Origin of the sequence: Staphylococcus sp. HMSC072B07, from assembly GCF_001815505.1 — a bacterium.
GTDB lineage: Bacteria > Bacillota > Bacilli > Staphylococcales > Staphylococcaceae > Staphylococcus > Staphylococcus simulans.
This window is the reverse complement of the sequence record NZ_KV820913.1, coordinates 38,867-54,129: the sequence shown is the minus strand read 5'-3', so window position 1 is coordinate 54,129 and position 15,263 is coordinate 38,867. Positions and strand designations below refer to the sequence as shown.

Below are 15,263 nucleotides of genomic sequence, written 5' to 3'. Positions count from 1 at the left end.
AACCTCAAAAAGAATAAGGTTGATTTCTTTTAGGTACAATTAGTCATTGAATGTTTTCTTTTCAATTTTCTTCGTAGTTGTTTCACCTTTTGGTTGTGTCTTTGTAGTGTTATTCGTTGTTTTCTTATTCGCTGGTGTTACACTAGGTTTCTTTGTTGATTTGTTTGCAGCTGATTTTGTTGTCTTTGTTGTTGTTTTTTGTGTCGTTGTTTTGTTTCCTTTTGCTGCTGGTTTTTGTGTTGTTGTTTTTGTAGTTTTTGTCGCATCTTTCGGTGAAGTAGCTTTCGCTGTCTGCTTAGTTGTTGATGCATTTTTCTTAGGTGTGTTTGTCGTTTTAGTTGTTTCTGTTTTCGTTGTTTTTGTATCATTAACAGTCTTAGATTCTACTTTACCTGAAGCTTCTGGTGTTTTGTGTGCTTCTGAATGATTAGCAGTTGCTTTATCATGCGTAATAACACCTTTATTGAATGAAGCTTTCTCATGTGTTTGTGCTGTACGTTTTTCAGCATCTGCAGGTTTTGCTGCTTTAGCATCCGCAGCTTTTTTGCTTCCTGCTGCTGTTGCTGCAGCTGCAACTGTAACTAATACTGGAACTGTTTTAAAACCACTTGATTTTACTGGTTTAGCTTCAAATAGTTCAGCTACTTTAGTTGCTACTGTATTATCATTTTCAATTAATTTAGCTTTTTCTTTCGCTGCTAATGCATTTCCTGTTGCTGTAAATTCATGGAAAGGCACTGTATCTGGTTGTGAAGATTTTAAAGGATTGTTGTCTGTTTGAACATCTTGAGCTTGCGGAGAAACATTTGCTAAATCATGTGCTGCTGCTTCATTACGAATTGCTTCACGTTGCGCTCGTAATGCTTTTGGATCTGTTTCTTGTTCATCATTGTTGAATTTTTGTTTTACATCAGATTTAAGCTGTTGTGCTTTATCTTTAATATCTTGAATTTGACTTTGTGCATTTGCTTTAAGCGCATCTGTCTGTGCAGACACTTTTTCTTTCACTGATGGTTTCTTTGCTTCTGCTGGTTGATTTTGCTTTTCAAGTTGTTTACGTTTTTTCACTTGATTAATCACAAAACCACCTGCTGTACCAATAAATATTCCTGCGATGAACCCATAAACGAAATCTTTACGGACAGTATCAGACATAGCTTCAACTTCGTAAATTTCTAATCTAGCTTCGTCGTTCTTTCTCATGTATTTGCCTCCTATAAAGTAAAAGCACTTAAACAAAGTTGATTCAACCTCATTTAAGTGCAGTTAGTACGTCTTATAATTGATAATGTAGCCTACAGATGAGGTACACAGTTCCAATTAGAACTGCATTTAACCATTATCCTCTGTAGTTTGCACTTTCTCTACGTTGTTTTCTGTATTGCCATTTATCAGCAATTTCCATCGCAACGTTTGACCATTGGATGACTTGTGAAATTTTATCTTCGTTTTGAGAAATATTATGTGCAATTGAGTTAGTTACTCGGTCCACTGATCCATCTAAATCTTGGATAGAGTCACCGATACCTTTTACTCCATCAACTACAGAATTTAAGCGGTCCACTTTATCTTGAATATCTTCAGTTAAGCGGTTTGCTTTATGAAGTAAATCTGTTGATTCTCTTGTAATACCTTGAATTTGTCCTTCAATTCCATCAAGAGTCTTAGCCACGTAGTCTAAGTTTTTCTTAACAGATAAAAGAACAACTACAATTCCGATTACTAATACTAAAAATGCTATAGCTGCAATTAGACCTGCTATAGGTAAAATCCAGTCCATTAAAAACGCCTCCTAAATTGCTTATGTCTTATTTTTACTTAATACCCATACATATTTTAACATAAACATATTAAAATTCATTAATTACTCCGTGATTGTCTAAATAGGCACGTTCAACTTTTTGAATATCCCCTGCACCCATAAATAAAATCACAGCATCTTCATATGATTTCAATATATTTACATTTTTTTCACCGATTAATTGCGCACCTGGAATGCGATCAATTAAATCTTGAATTGTCAAACTGCCTTCATGTTCACGGATAGATCCGAAAATATCACATAAGAAGACACGGTCTGCTTTATTCAAGCTTTCAGCAAACTCATTCAAGAACGCTTTTGTTCTAGAATACGTATGCGGTTGAAAGACAGCGATAACCTCTTTATGCGGGTATTTTTTACGTGCTGTCTCAATTGTAGCATTAATTTCGCGCGGATGGTGGGCATAATCGTCAACAATTACTTGATTATGTACTTTTGTTTCATTAAATCTACGTTTCACTCCGCCGAATGTTTCTAACGCTTCTTTAATATTTTTTACATCAAGACCTTCTAAATAACAAACCATAATAACCGCAAGTGTATTTAAAATATTATGATCCCCGTATTGCGGTGATAAGAAATGGTCGAAGAATTTACCGTCAATGTACACGTCAAACGATGTACCATGTTCTGTAATTTGAAGGTTATCAGCATAAATATCTTCATCTTTTTCTAATCCATAGTAATAAACAGGAACATCTGCTTTAATTTTTCTTAAATGGTCATCTTTACCCCATGCGATAATCGCTTTTTTGACATTATGCGCCATTTCTTGGAACGCACTTGTAACGTCATCAATATCTTTAAAATAATCAGGATGATCAAAGTCGATGTTCGTCATAATCGCATAATCCGGATGATAACTTAAAAAGTGACGTCTATATTCACATGCTTCAAACGCAAAATATTCACTTTGAGGAATACCTAAACCTGTGCCATCACCAATTAAGAAAGAAGTTCTTTTATCTCCATTCATTACATGTGATAAAAGGCCTGTTGTAGATGTTTTGCCGTGTGCACCTGTCACAGCTACAGACGTATACTGCTCAATGACATGGCCTAAGAATGTAGGATAATCAATAATTTCTAATCCTAATTCTTTTGCGCGGACAATTTCTTCATGTTCATCTGAAAAGGCGTTTCCTTGAATAACAACCATGCCTTTTTGAATATTGTCTGGGTTAAATGGCAAAATTTTAACCCCTTTATTTCTTAATGCATCTTCTGTAAACACATATTGGTCGATGTCGGAGCCCTGAACTTCATGGCCTAAATCATGCATAATTTGCGCCAATGAACTCATACCAGAGCCTTTAATACCGACAAAATGATAGTGTGTCATACTTAAACTCCTTCTTTCTTATTCCTCATTTATTTCAGCTGCAGTCAAATAAACTTCTCTTGGTTTCGAACCGTTCGAACCTGAAATATAACCCAACGCTTCAAGTTGGTCAACAATTCGTGCAGCTCTATTGTAACCAATTTGGAAATGACGCTGAATGAGTGATGTTGAGATATTGCCCTCTGCAACCATAAATCGACATACATCATCAAACAACTCATCTTTAGGTTGTGCTTTTGTTTGTTTTAACAATTCTTTTTCTTCAAATAAATATTCCGGTTCACGTTGTGCCTTAATAAAATCGACAACTGCATCGATTTCTTCATCAGACACAAAGCTGCCTTGAACGCGAATTGGTTTATTCATACCATTACCTAGATACAACATATCACCGTAACCAAGTAAGCGTTCTGCACCGCCGCTATCTAATATAGTTCTTGAATCCACACTAGATGATACCATAAATGCGATACGAGTTGGAATATTCGCTTTGATTAATCCTGTAATAACGTTTACAGATGGACGTTGTGTTGCTACAAGCATATGAATACCGCATGCACGTGCTTTTTGTGCAATTCTCGCAATAGATTGCTCTACATCTTGCGGTGCCATCATCATTAAGTCTGCAAGCTCGTCGATTACAATGACAATTTTAGGCAAACGTTGCTCGTATGAAGCTTTTTTATTGAAAGCTGTAATATTTCGCACATGATATTGCGCAAATAATTTATAACGTCTTTCCATTTCATCAACAGCCCACTTCAAGCTTTGTGTTGCTGCTTTGACATCTGTAATCACAGGTGATACTAAATGCGGTAAACCATTGTATGGTGCTAACTCTACCATTTTCGGATCAATCAGCAAGAGTTTCAACTCTTCTGGATGATTTTTATATAATAGTGAAAGTAATATGCTGTTAATACAAACAGATTTACCTGAACCCGTAGCCCCTGCTATCAGTGCGTGTGGCGTTTTCGCAATATCCATTAATAACGGTTCATTATTGATGCGATTACCCATCGCAACTGTTAATTTAGATTCTGCATTCTTAAATTGAGGACTCTCAATAATAGATTTTAAGTTCACTTTTGTTGGCGATATATTTGGTACTTCTATACCTACTAAACTTGTACCTGGAATCGGTGCCTCAATTCGAATATCTTTGGCGGCTAAAGCCATTTTCAAATCATCATGTAATGCAGTGATTCTAGAAACTTTTACCCCTTTTTCAACAGATAATTCAAAACGTGTCACACTAGGTCCTTCTGTAACATTCTTAACCTCTGCAGGTACATTGAAGTAATAAAATGCATCATTCAACTCTTCTTTTTTCTCATCTATCCACTCTTGGTCAACTTCATGTACTTCTGGTTCATCTAATAAACCTAGACTTGGCAGTTTTAAATTAGGCCCTTTTCGAATACCTTCGTGATGTGCTTGAACAGGTTCCTTTTGTGCAGTTACAGGTTGCTTAACTTCCTCTTGTGCATTAGATTGTGTCGTTTTTGCTGTCTGTACACTTGTTGTGATATGTCCTTGTTCAGCTTTTGGTTGATCAGAGTTTTGATTTTCTTGTTGTGATGATTGTGGTTCACTGTCGTCATGAGTCGAAACTTCACTCGTTTGTGAAGCCACGCTTTGTTCAGGCTCTGAAGAAACCGCAGAATCATTTGTTTGTGTTTTTGATGTTTGTGCAGCTTTACGTTTTTGTGCATCCATCATACGACGTTTGTCTGATGGTGTCATCATCACATTGAACGGCTTAGCACCTTTACGAATTGGACGAGAAATTTTCGGTTGTTCAGTTTTAACTTCTTCTGCCTCTGCTTTATTTTCTTCTTGTTCTTCATTATTAGAGTCAGGTGTAGAAACTTTTTCAGTAGTTTCTTCTTGTTCCTCTTTTATTTCTGTTTTTGACTCTTCTTTTTCTGCATCATCAGATTTTGGTTGATCTGGTTTCAATTGAGGTTCAAGGCTCGATTTTGCTTTTTCTTCTGTGACTTCTTCTTTAGTCTCATCAGTTTTCGTTACCTCTGATTTAGATGTATTACTATCTGGTGCTAACACAGGTTCTTGAACCTCCGTAGAATTATCTTCTTGTGGTTCATCCTGTTCATCTTCAGATTCTTCTGTTGTTTCTTGTACTGGTTCTGATTCCTGTTCGGTTTCAGTACTTTCATGCACTTCAGTTCCATTTACAGGTTCTTCTGGTACTTCTTCCTGTTCACTTTCAACTGGTTCTTCTTCATCTTCAATTTCAGTATATTGTGCTTCAGAAACTTCTGGTAAAGGTTCAGGAGACTCTGTTAGATTTTCTGTCTCAGATTGAGGTGATTCTGATTCAAGTTGTTGTGTTTCTTCAGGAGCATCTTCTACAACTTTAACGTCTTGTTCGTCTAATTGATGCATGTCTTGAACTTGGTTTAAATCTACTTCTTCATAGTCAAAGTCGTTTTGTGGTTGTGTTGACGTTTCTTCAGACGTTTCTGTTTGTATGTGTTCTGAGGTAGGTTGTTGTGTTTCTTCGCCTTCTTGGTCTTCAGCAGCTCTGGCTTCTTTTTCTTTTTCAAAGCCATTTTCTTGGAAGACTGGATCTTCTACATACTGTTTGGCTTGTTCAGCATACATTTCATCAATAGCCTTTTGAATTGAGCTGACATCTTCTTGTTCACGTTTTTGTTGAAGTGCTTCTTTGAATTTTTTGCGTTGTAACACTTTTCGTTCGCGTTCACGTCGAATTTCTTCAACAATTTGTGAAGCATAAATATTATTAATATTAATTGTATTATCCGCTTTAGAATAATTAGGTGTTTGTTTCACTTGATGTTGTGAATCTTTAGAAGACAGTTGTTCTGTTTCATTTTTTGTGTCTTCTGATTCTCTTGTTTCAACTTCATGTGCTTTTGAAGCTTGTTTACGTGAACCATTTAATGGATCTGTCGGTATTTTTTCTTGTTGGTTTGTAGATTCTTCAGTAACACCTTCTGAACGTTGAATAACACCATTTTCTAAAGGATGACGTTTTTTCGTACCGAAAATAGCTGAAGGTACTTCTTCAGCTGTGAATTCACCACTTTTATAATAAATATCTTTCGTATCATAGCGTGTCGAATAATTCTGTACACGTCTATTTTGATGTTCTCTTTGATGCGTTTGTTCTGGAGCACGTTCTTTTGATTCTGATTGCTTACGTGTGTTGCGTGAAGAACGAAATGATGGTGTATCGTCATCATAAAACGTACGTCTTCTTCTATGACGACGGTCTGGTTTTTGATACGAAGAAGTTTCAACAAATTCTTCTGACTCATAAGTTGGTTCAGAATGATTGGATTCTGAATCTGATTCTGTTTGTTGGTCAGAATCATTCACATGAAGTGGAAATCTAAAATTACCTTTTGGACGTTCGTAAATATCATTATTTTCTGGTAGTAATGCATGACGACGACGTTCTTTTTCTTCTAATTTTTGTCTGCGCTGACTATATTTTCTTTGATAAACTTCTTCTTCGTCTTCATCACTAAACAATTTATCAAACCAGTTCATAATGTCACTTCCTTCCAATCACTTTATTCTTCGAAAAATGGTTGTCCTGTTTGGTAATCCTCAGATAATACCATAATTCCTTTTTCTTGCGGTGCGTTCGGTAAATTTAATTCTTTCATTGAGCAAACCATACCGCTTGATGGTACACCACGTAATTCAGCATCTTTAATAACCATACCGCTAGGCATTACAGCGCCTACTTTTGCGACTACAACCTTTTGATCTGCTTCAACATTTGGCGCACCACATACAATTTGTAATGTTTCATTTCCAACATCTACTTGTAAAATGCTTAATTTATCCGCATTTGGATGTTTTTCTTTAGTTTTAACATAACCTACTACAAATTTTGGTGATAAGTCAGAATCTAATTGATCGTCAATACCTGATTCTTTTAAAACGTTTTGTAAACCATCTAATAATTCTGGTGTAAGTTTAATATGTCCATTACCTTCGATTGGTAAATGCTTAGAAGCATTGAAGATATTATATCCTACAGCTTTACCATCTAACGTAATTCTCACTACGTCACCATGTGTTGTATAGTCGAACTCTCCTTCAGCAGGTTCTACTTGTAAGAATGCTACATCTCCTACGCCGTTTAAGTTGTAAAATAAATTCATTATCTATTCTCCTTATTTCTTATCGTTTTTCTTTTGATTTTTTACTGTGCTCAATTCTTGGACCACATTTGGACTCTTATCTTTTTTGTTTTTATTATTTTTAGCCAAGATAAAGATAGGTTCTAAGTGGCCATTATCGTATCCGAATGATAGCGATGTAATTGGTACAAGACCTTTCGTGAAGAATTCCATGGTTAAATGAGCCATCACATCGTAACCCGTTTTATTTCTGATATCTGCCACAACTAAAACATCTTGATGCGGAACAGCTACTAACATTTCACCTTCACAGTTTTCTTCAAATTGATTTAATAATGGCGTGTTTAAAATTCTACTCGCATCGTACCCATCATTCGTATTAATAAAATAGAACAGATTGCCTTTAACTTCATCTGTTTTGTATGGGTTATCTAATTTTCTGATATTGAATAATGCCATTTCTTTAATTTGTTGTGCAGTCACATTCAATTGTTTCAGCATTGATTCGTCAATGAGTCGATAAGACTTTCCTAAATCTAATGCATAATAGATATTTGTTTCTGCTGTATGTGCATCAATCACAAACGGATGCCCCTCTTTAGTTTCCTTATCGAAACTTGCTGCACGCATCACTGGCATCACTTTGATATTGTCCATTTGTTGCAGTGCATCATCACTCATTTGTTGAATTGTTTCATTGACATAGTAAACAATCTCATCAACAATTTTTTCTTGTTGATCGTTATATTTCGCGACGATGGGTGTTAATCTAATCGTTACACCTTTACCATTATCTTTACGTGCAATGCGCAAGGTATCTTCTTCTCTATTAAATGTAAAATTAACATCTAAATGATTTAAACGTTCTTTTAGTTTATCTCTCATTTGAAAGACATTCATATTAACACTCCTAATTACATACCTTTTTATAGTTTACCGTAAAAATACCCTTAGGAACAGAAAAAATGTGAATTTCCTAAGGGTATTTTTATTTAAATATTCGTAATAAATTCGCTGATTTGTTCAATCGTTTTTCTATCTTTGCTGACATAACTTCCGACTTGTTCACCGTTCTCGTAAACTAAAAAGCTTGGAATCCCCATAATTCCTAAGTCCGCTGCTAAATCAATAAATTTATCGCGATCTACTGACACAAATGTATAGTCCGGATGTTTTTCTTCTAATTCAGGAAGTCTCGGTGCGATAAAACGACAATCTACGCACCAATCTGCTGTAAACATAAATACAGTTTTACCTTGTTTAAGTTGTTCAAACGCTTCTACTGATTCTAATTGTTTCATATTTATCCACTTCTTTCTTCTTATTTATGAATATTGTAAATGTGCAATGGTTTCATCATCTAATCCTAAAATAGATGCTTCAAGTAATGCTCTTGCTGAATAATAGTCTCTGATATCAAATACTGAATCGGAGCTATGAATATAGCGTGCACAAACACCAATGACTGCAGTTGGGATACCTATGTTCGCTTTGTGAATCTCTCCTCCATCAGTGCCGCCTGGTGAAATATAATATTGTGTATTAATATCATGTTGTTGTGCTTGTTCTAATAAATAATCTCTGAATGCTGGTTTAAGAATCATGGTTCCATCTTTAATACGGATTAATGTTCCTGCTCCCAGTTTACCAGAAAGTTGTTGTACACCTTTCATATCGTTAGCTGGTGAACAATCGACTACAAATGCTACATCTGGATCAATTTGTTCTGCAGCTGCACGTGCACCTCTTAAACCGACTTCTTCTTGGACATTTGCACCTACATATAAATCAACATCTAGTTCTTTGTCTTTAAATAATTTTAAAATTTCAATCGCTAATAAACAACCATAACGATTATCCCATGCTTTACCCGCAAAACGATGTTCAGATAATTGAATTAAAGAGGTATCAGGAACAATTGAATCTCCAATTTCTACACCACGTGCTCTGACTTCATCTGCAGAGTCACTACCGATGTCTAACATTAAATCTTTAATTTGCGGTTGACCTTCATTACCTGTTCTGAAATGTTTAGGAATGCTTGCAACAACACCTGTAATAATTTCTTGTTGTCTTGTTTTGACTTTTAAACGTTGACCTTGCCATATATCTGCAGCAACGCCGCCTAAGTTCGTAAAGTGCAGCATACCATTTGATGTAATGTCAGTAATCATAAAACCGACTTCATCCATATGTGCTGCTACCATCACTTTTTTCGCATTTTCTTTTTTAGATTTTTTTACCGCGTAAAATCCACCCATACGGTTATAGATGAACTCGTCAGCGTATGGTTCCATTTCTTTTTTTATGTACGCTCTTAAATCTTGTTCAAAACCTGGTGCACCATGAAATTCTGTTAAAGCTTTAATATGTTGTAATGTTTCATTTTTCGCAATTTCCACTGTTCATCGCTCCTTAATAATTCATTATCCTCCTAATGTTATGGTAGAATATTGTTATAACGTAAGTGGAGGTATAAATTGAGATGTCTCGAAGAAAAATTTTGTTATTGATAGTATTACCAATCACAGTTTTATTGAGTAGTTTACTAGCTTACCTCACATTTTTAGGCACTAAAAAGTATAACCCGCAAAAGTTAATTGAAGAAGTGAAAAGCTACTTTATGAACGTGACAGGGTCATACATTGTCTCAGAACCTCAACCATTCGAACAAGACGGTATTCATTATGAAATATACCGTGGCGGTGTTACAACTAAAAACCACGGCAAAATCAGTAATTATGAATTTATCGCCGATGCGACAAATGGTAAAATCATTAACATAAAAGAAGTTTAATGATATTGGTATGCATACTTATTCTAACAATGTTTCCGTATAACGGAGACATTGTTTTTTTGTTGCATTTGTTTTAAGTTATTGATTTCTTTTTATTTCTGCTTTGATAGAATGATCTTCTTTATCAAATTTAAGCGCAAAGTATGACGCATCATGATAAAACAAGAACCAATAATCCTGCATAATCAACCAAGGCAGCCATCTTTCTTTCTCTCTGATTGATTGCATTGGATAATCATCATATGATGTTACCCATAATGGGTTCATATGCGCATGTGAAGGAAAAATATCTGCCATATGGACTGCTTTTTCTCCATCACTTTCAATAGTAATTATACTGTGTCCAAAACTATGGCCACCCGTATGATACATATGAACACCTGGCACAACCTCAATCTCATTTTCAAATAAAATTAAATGCTTTTGATAATCACCGAGATTAAGTTCAGGCCAATATGTTGCTTTACTGCGTAGATTAGGTGCTAAAAATTCATGCCATTCATCTTGTTGTATATAATGAACTGCATTAGGGAATTTCGCATGACCTTCTACATCAGATAAACCTGAAGCGTGATCATAATGCATATGGGTCATCAAGACAATATCAATGTCCTCTGATGTTAAACCGAGCTTTTGCAGCCCTTCTTCAATTAACCCTTCATTTTCAACACCAAAGTTACGTTTTTGTTTTTCAGTAAGCTTGCCTTCACCTAAACCTGTATCAATCAAGATATTGTGTTCTTCTGTTTGAACTAAAATCGGAGATACACTCATGGGTACTTGGTTCTTTTCATTTGCTGATATTTTTCTATCCCATAAGGGTTTCGGAACTGGGCCGAACATTGTGCCTCCGTCCATGTGCGTCATACCACCGTTCAAATCATGGATTTTAAATTTTCCTAGTTTCAAAAGCCTCACCCTAACGTTCAGATATATAACTAAGTATAGGTTGATATAGACATATTTTCAAACTTTAGAAACGCAAAAAAACTGCATTCGATTGAATGCAGTGATTAATGATGAAACTTTGCTTCCATTCGGTAAATACGTGAACCTTTATCCGCAAACTTTCTTTCATATTCAGTTTCAATATTATCCTCATCATCTTCATCATGAAGATTGAGATTAATCTTAGTAAAATACATACCAAACTGAGACATACTTTCTAAACTATAAGCAAATAATCCTCGATTATCAGTCTTGAAATGGATTTCTCCATCTTCTTTCAAAATCGTTTTATATAATGCAAGGAACGTGTGATACGTTAGTCTTCGCTTCGCATGTCGTTTTTTCGGCCATGGATCAGAAAAATTTAAATAAACACGATCAATTTCGCCAGGTTTAAAGTAATCAGTTAATTCCATTGCATCATTACAAATTAGTTTGATATTCTGCAAATCCTTTTCCAACACTTTATCTAACACACGAATCATCACGTTTTTATCTCTTTCTAAAGAGACAAAGTTGACTTCAGGATGTTGTGCAGCGAGTTCTGTAATAAACTGCCCCATTCCAGAACCGACTTCAATATAAATCGGTTGTGATTTATCGAACCATGCTGACATCTCGCCAGCATGCGTTCCATCCATATCTACAACTGTATTATGTTTGCGCAAATAATCCTCTGCCCAAGGTTTATTTCTTAATCTCATTTGCTTATTCTCCTCAAATAAATACGTTGCTGTTCATCACTTCATTTAAAAATTTCAGCCATATATTCATATCTTTATAACGTTTCTGTTCTTCAGACCACTCTACAAGACCAATCGCTTGAATAACGGTATACCATTTCATTCTTTTACTTAAATCTAATGATTCTTTGCAACCATATTTTTCAAGCCATTCTGACCACTCATTTTGAGGAACGTAATTGTAAAGCAGCATTCCGATATCGATGGCAGGATCTGCTAACATTGCACCTTCCCAGTCGACTAAATAAAGTTCATCACGATCAGATAGCAACCAATTATTATGATTTACATCTCCATGAACGACTGTATAAAAGCGAGGGTCCAAATGAGGTTTATGCTCTTCAAGATACGTCAAGGCTTTTCTGACTACATGGTGCGTCAGTACCTGTCTGGAAAGCGAGGTATTGATTTTATTGTATAGAATATCTGGTGTAATAGGTTCCATTTCCATTCTTTTCAACATGGTCAATAATGTTTTTGAGCTATGAATTTTTTTCAATAACTTAGCCACTCTTGTCTGAGTCATTTCTTCGAAAGTTAATTCTCTGCCATTTTTCCAATGTTGCGCTGTGACAACTTCCCCTGTTTCTATTCGTTTTGTCCAAACTAATTTAGGGACAATACCTTCAGCTGATAATGCCGCTATAAATGGATTGGAATTTCTTTTCAAAAATAGCTTTTGACCATCTTGTTCGGCCATATAAGCCTCTCCGGATGCGCCTCCAGCAGAATCTAAAGTCCATCCTAACTGATAGAACTGCTCCAACACGTTCACCTCGCTTTCAATTAGAAAATGGCTCTAGAAGTGTATTTCAAGAGCCATATTTTATATTTCTTTAAAAAGTTTAATACTTTTACGTCCTTAGCACTCATTGTTAATTTTATAATTTTTAACCTTGGTTTTCAACCAAAAATGAGAAACAAAAAGACACATTTTACTTTCTAGAAAGCTATTGAAAATAATTAAATTTTCAGTAGCGACAAAATAAAATTATAACACATTTTCAAGGTAAGTTGGAGAAAATCATGCAATTAATGACTTTCCTCAATTTTTTGTTCGAAGCCTTTTTGTAATTGGCGAGTAATTGGACCGACTTCACCATTGCCGACCGCTTCACCATCCAATTTAATTACAGGCATCACTTCAACAGACGTACTAGAGACAATAATTTCATCTGCTTGTTTTAAGAAATCCACTGTAAACGTTTCTTCTTTAAATGGGATTTCTTGTTCTTCAGCAACTGCTTTAATAACTCGTCTCGTAATACCATTCAAAATATAATTATTCGTAGGATGTGTATAAACAACACCGTCTTTAATTGCGTAAACGTTACTTGACGCTCCTTCAGTAACTGTTTCGCCACGATGTTGGATTGCTTCATCAGCGTTATATTTCACAGCGTATTCTTTCGCAAGCACGTTGCCTAATAAATTTAAGCTTTTGATATCACATCTTAACCAACGAATATCTTCTACAGTAACAGCATTGATACCATTTTCTAGTTTTTGCACAGGTCTGCCGTAGCTTCTTGTAAATGCCATCATCTGAGGTTTAACATCTGGTCCAGGGAATGCATGATCTCGTGGTGCTGCACCACGAGTAACTTGGATATACACCCCACCATTTTCAACATTATTTACTTCTGCAAGTTTTTTTACTTTGTCAGTTAGTGATTCTATTGTTTCATCTAAATCAATATTTAATTCTGACGCACTTCGTAAAAATCTTTCAAAGTGTTCTTTTACAGTAAATAATGTATTGTCATAAATACGAATGTATTCATAAATACCGTCACCAAAGTTATAACCTCTGTCATTGTATGGTACATTTGCATCCTGTTCATCTACAAATTGGCCGTTCAAAAATACCTTGTTTGTCATACTCATTCCTCCACACATAATGCGTATAGCGCTTCTAAATAAATGCTAGTAGCATTGAAAAGTTGTTTTTTCGTAATATATTCATTTCTTTGATGCATTAAGTCCTCTGAGTCGCTGAACATTGCTCCGAATGCTACGCCTTTATCTAGATTACGTGCATAAGTACCTCCGCCAATTGTATAAGGCTCAGTCATGTCACCTGTTTGATTACGATAAGCTTGAACTAATGATTGTACAAATGGATCTTCTTTATCTACATAGTGCGGACGTTGAACTTTCCCAAGTTTAAGTTCGAATCCTAAATCATTCACTTCATGCTTGAATCCTTCAATTGCTTCATCAAATTCAAATCCCTCTGGATAACGTAAGTTCACACCGAATCTTCCGCCTTCAGGCAATGTATATGAAATAATACCGATATTTGTTGTTAAGTCTCCCATTTTATCAGTATGGAATTTCATACCCATTTTTTCACCGAAGTGAGATTCGAATAAGTAACGTTCACTTAAATCAACGAATTTAGCTGCTTGAGTATCTAATTCTAATCCACGTAAGAAGTGGAGTAAGAACAAGCCGGCATTTAAACCGATAGATGGGTCCATACCATGGACCGCTTTACCTTTTAATCGTAAAACCAGCTTATCGTCTTCTAATTCACTGTTACCTACAAGTTCATGTGCTTCTAGATATTGTTGGTAACGTTCTGTTACTTCTGAATTGTTATTTTTAACTTTGAGATGTGCAACTGCTTCATCTGGAACCATGTTGTAGCGTTGTCCAGATTCAAATGATAATAGTGTAACTTCTGAATTTGTATCAGTAGAATCTTTTGCTTCGCCAGCTAATTCAATATCGAATGTTGTAATACCTTTTTCACCATGGATTGCAGGGAATTCTGCATCAGGTGCAAAGCCTAGTTCAGGCATTTCTTCTGTTTTGAAATAACGATCTACACAAGTCCAGTCTGATTCTTCATCTGTACCAATGATAATGTGTACACGTTTTTTCCAGTCTACATTCATTTCATTTAAGATTTTAACCGCATAGTACGCAGCAATTGTTGGACCTTTATCATCCAATGTACCACGTGCAATAATGGCATCTTCAGTTACAGTCGGTTCAAACGGTGGTGTATCCCAACCTTCACCTGCAGGTACCACGTCAACATGACAAAGAATGCCGAATAAGTCTTCACCTTTACCTGCTTCAATTCTTCCTGCAACATGATCGACATCGTGGACATTAAATCCGTCACGTTCTGCAATTTGATACATATAATCAAGCGCAGCTCTAGGACCTGGACCTAGCGGTGCATCAGGTGTAGCTTTGCTATCATCTCTGACACTTTCAATTGAAAGTAAGCCGTTTAAATCAGCAATAATTTGATCTTGGTATTCTTGCACTTTTTCTTTCCACATTCGTGATCAACTTCCTTCTCAAATTTTAGTTCACTCTATATTTTACCCTAACTGATTCTTAAACAACAGTGGGAACCTACTTAATTTTCTGACTTAATCTCAAAATGTTGCCATCACAGTCATCTCAGAATGAAATTTTTAAATAAAAAAATACCTTAGCTATTCGC

At 35.6% G+C, this 15,263-nt stretch carries 14 protein-coding genes; 1 reads left to right on the top strand and 13 read right to left on the bottom strand.

Annotated features, from left to right (window positions below; all coding sequences use genetic code 11):
* Positions 1-39: 39 nt before the first annotated feature.
* From HMPREF3031_RS07065 to HMPREF3031_RS07030, 8 genes are all read right to left on the bottom strand, one after another.
* A complete protein-coding gene (locus tag HMPREF3031_RS07065) occupies positions 40-1,203 on the bottom strand; it encodes a hypothetical protein (RefSeq protein WP_002481212.1) in 1,164 nt (387 codons plus the stop codon).
* 136 nt (positions 1,204-1,339) lie between these two features.
* Positions 1,340-1,780 carry a DUF948 domain-containing protein gene (locus HMPREF3031_RS07060; protein WP_002481213.1) on the bottom strand — a complete coding sequence of 147 codons (441 nt, stop codon included), beginning with the start codon at positions 1,778-1,780 and terminating at the stop codon, positions 1,340-1,342.
* Positions 1,781-1,850: 70 nt separating this feature from the next.
* Entirely contained in the window at positions 1,851-3,164 is a 1,314-nt protein-coding gene (gene murC / locus HMPREF3031_RS07055; protein WP_070724784.1) for a UDP-N-acetylmuramate--L-alanine ligase, read from the bottom strand.
* Positions 3,165-3,182: 18 nt separating this feature from the next.
* Positions 3,183-6,707 carry a DNA translocase FtsK gene (locus HMPREF3031_RS07050; RefSeq protein WP_070724782.1) on the bottom strand — a complete coding sequence of 1,175 codons (3,525 nt, stop codon included), beginning with the start codon at positions 6,705-6,707 and terminating at the stop codon, positions 3,183-3,185.
* 23 nt (positions 6,708-6,730) lie between these two features.
* The gene (gene ytpR / locus HMPREF3031_RS07045) at positions 6,731-7,330 is read right to left on the bottom strand and encodes a YtpR family tRNA-binding protein (protein WP_002481216.1); all 600 of its coding nucleotides are present in this window, start codon (positions 7,328-7,330) and stop codon (positions 6,731-6,733) included.
* Positions 7,331-7,342: 12 nt separating this feature from the next.
* The gene (locus HMPREF3031_RS07040) at positions 7,343-8,209 is read right to left on the bottom strand and encodes a DUF1444 domain-containing protein (protein WP_002481217.1); all 867 of its coding nucleotides are present in this window, start codon (positions 8,207-8,209) and stop codon (positions 7,343-7,345) included.
* Positions 8,210-8,301: 92 nt separating this feature from the next.
* Positions 8,302-8,610 (bottom strand): thioredoxin family protein, encoded by a 309-nt coding sequence (locus HMPREF3031_RS07035; RefSeq protein ID WP_002481218.1) that lies wholly within the window; start codon positions 8,608-8,610, stop codon positions 8,302-8,304.
* 24 nt (positions 8,611-8,634) lie between these two features.
* A complete protein-coding gene (locus tag HMPREF3031_RS07030; protein WP_002481219.1) occupies positions 8,635-9,711 on the bottom strand; it encodes a M42 family metallopeptidase in 1,077 nt (358 codons plus the stop codon).
* Positions 9,712-9,794: 83 nt separating this feature from the next.
* Between HMPREF3031_RS07030 and HMPREF3031_RS07025 the strand changes: the two genes are divergently transcribed.
* Entirely contained in the window at positions 9,795-10,106 is a 312-nt protein-coding gene (locus tag HMPREF3031_RS07025; RefSeq protein ID WP_002481220.1) for a hypothetical protein, read from the top strand.
* A 78-nt stretch (positions 10,107-10,184) separates the two neighbouring features.
* Here HMPREF3031_RS07025 and HMPREF3031_RS07020 read toward each other — a convergent pair whose 3' ends face one another.
* The 5 genes from HMPREF3031_RS07020 to pepV all read right to left on the bottom strand — a co-directional run bounded on the left by HMPREF3031_RS07020 (position 10,185) and on the right by pepV (position 15,096).
* Positions 10,185-11,015 (bottom strand): YtnP family quorum-quenching lactonase, encoded by an 831-nt coding sequence (locus HMPREF3031_RS07020; protein ID WP_061054679.1) that lies wholly within the window; start codon positions 11,013-11,015, stop codon positions 10,185-10,187.
* Positions 11,016-11,119: 104 nt separating this feature from the next.
* Complete coding sequence (gene trmB / locus HMPREF3031_RS07015) at positions 11,120-11,758, bottom strand: tRNA (guanosine(46)-N7)-methyltransferase TrmB (protein WP_002481222.1); 639 nt, start codon at positions 11,756-11,758, stop codon at positions 11,120-11,122.
* A 13-nt stretch (positions 11,759-11,771) separates the two neighbouring features.
* Positions 11,772-12,563, bottom strand: a complete 792-nt coding sequence (locus tag HMPREF3031_RS07010) for a phosphotransferase family protein (RefSeq protein ID WP_023015987.1) — start codon at positions 12,561-12,563, stop codon at positions 11,772-11,774.
* Between the two features lie 266 nt (positions 12,564-12,829).
* Entirely contained in the window at positions 12,830-13,678 is an 849-nt protein-coding gene (gene dat / locus HMPREF3031_RS07005; protein ID WP_002481224.1) for a D-amino-acid transaminase, read from the bottom strand.
* Positions 13,679-13,680: 2 nt separating this feature from the next.
* Positions 13,681-15,096, bottom strand: coding sequence for a dipeptidase PepV (gene pepV, locus HMPREF3031_RS07000; protein ID WP_002481225.1), 1,416 nt, complete (start codon positions 15,094-15,096; stop codon positions 13,681-13,683).
* Positions 15,097-15,263: the final 167 nt, after the last annotated feature.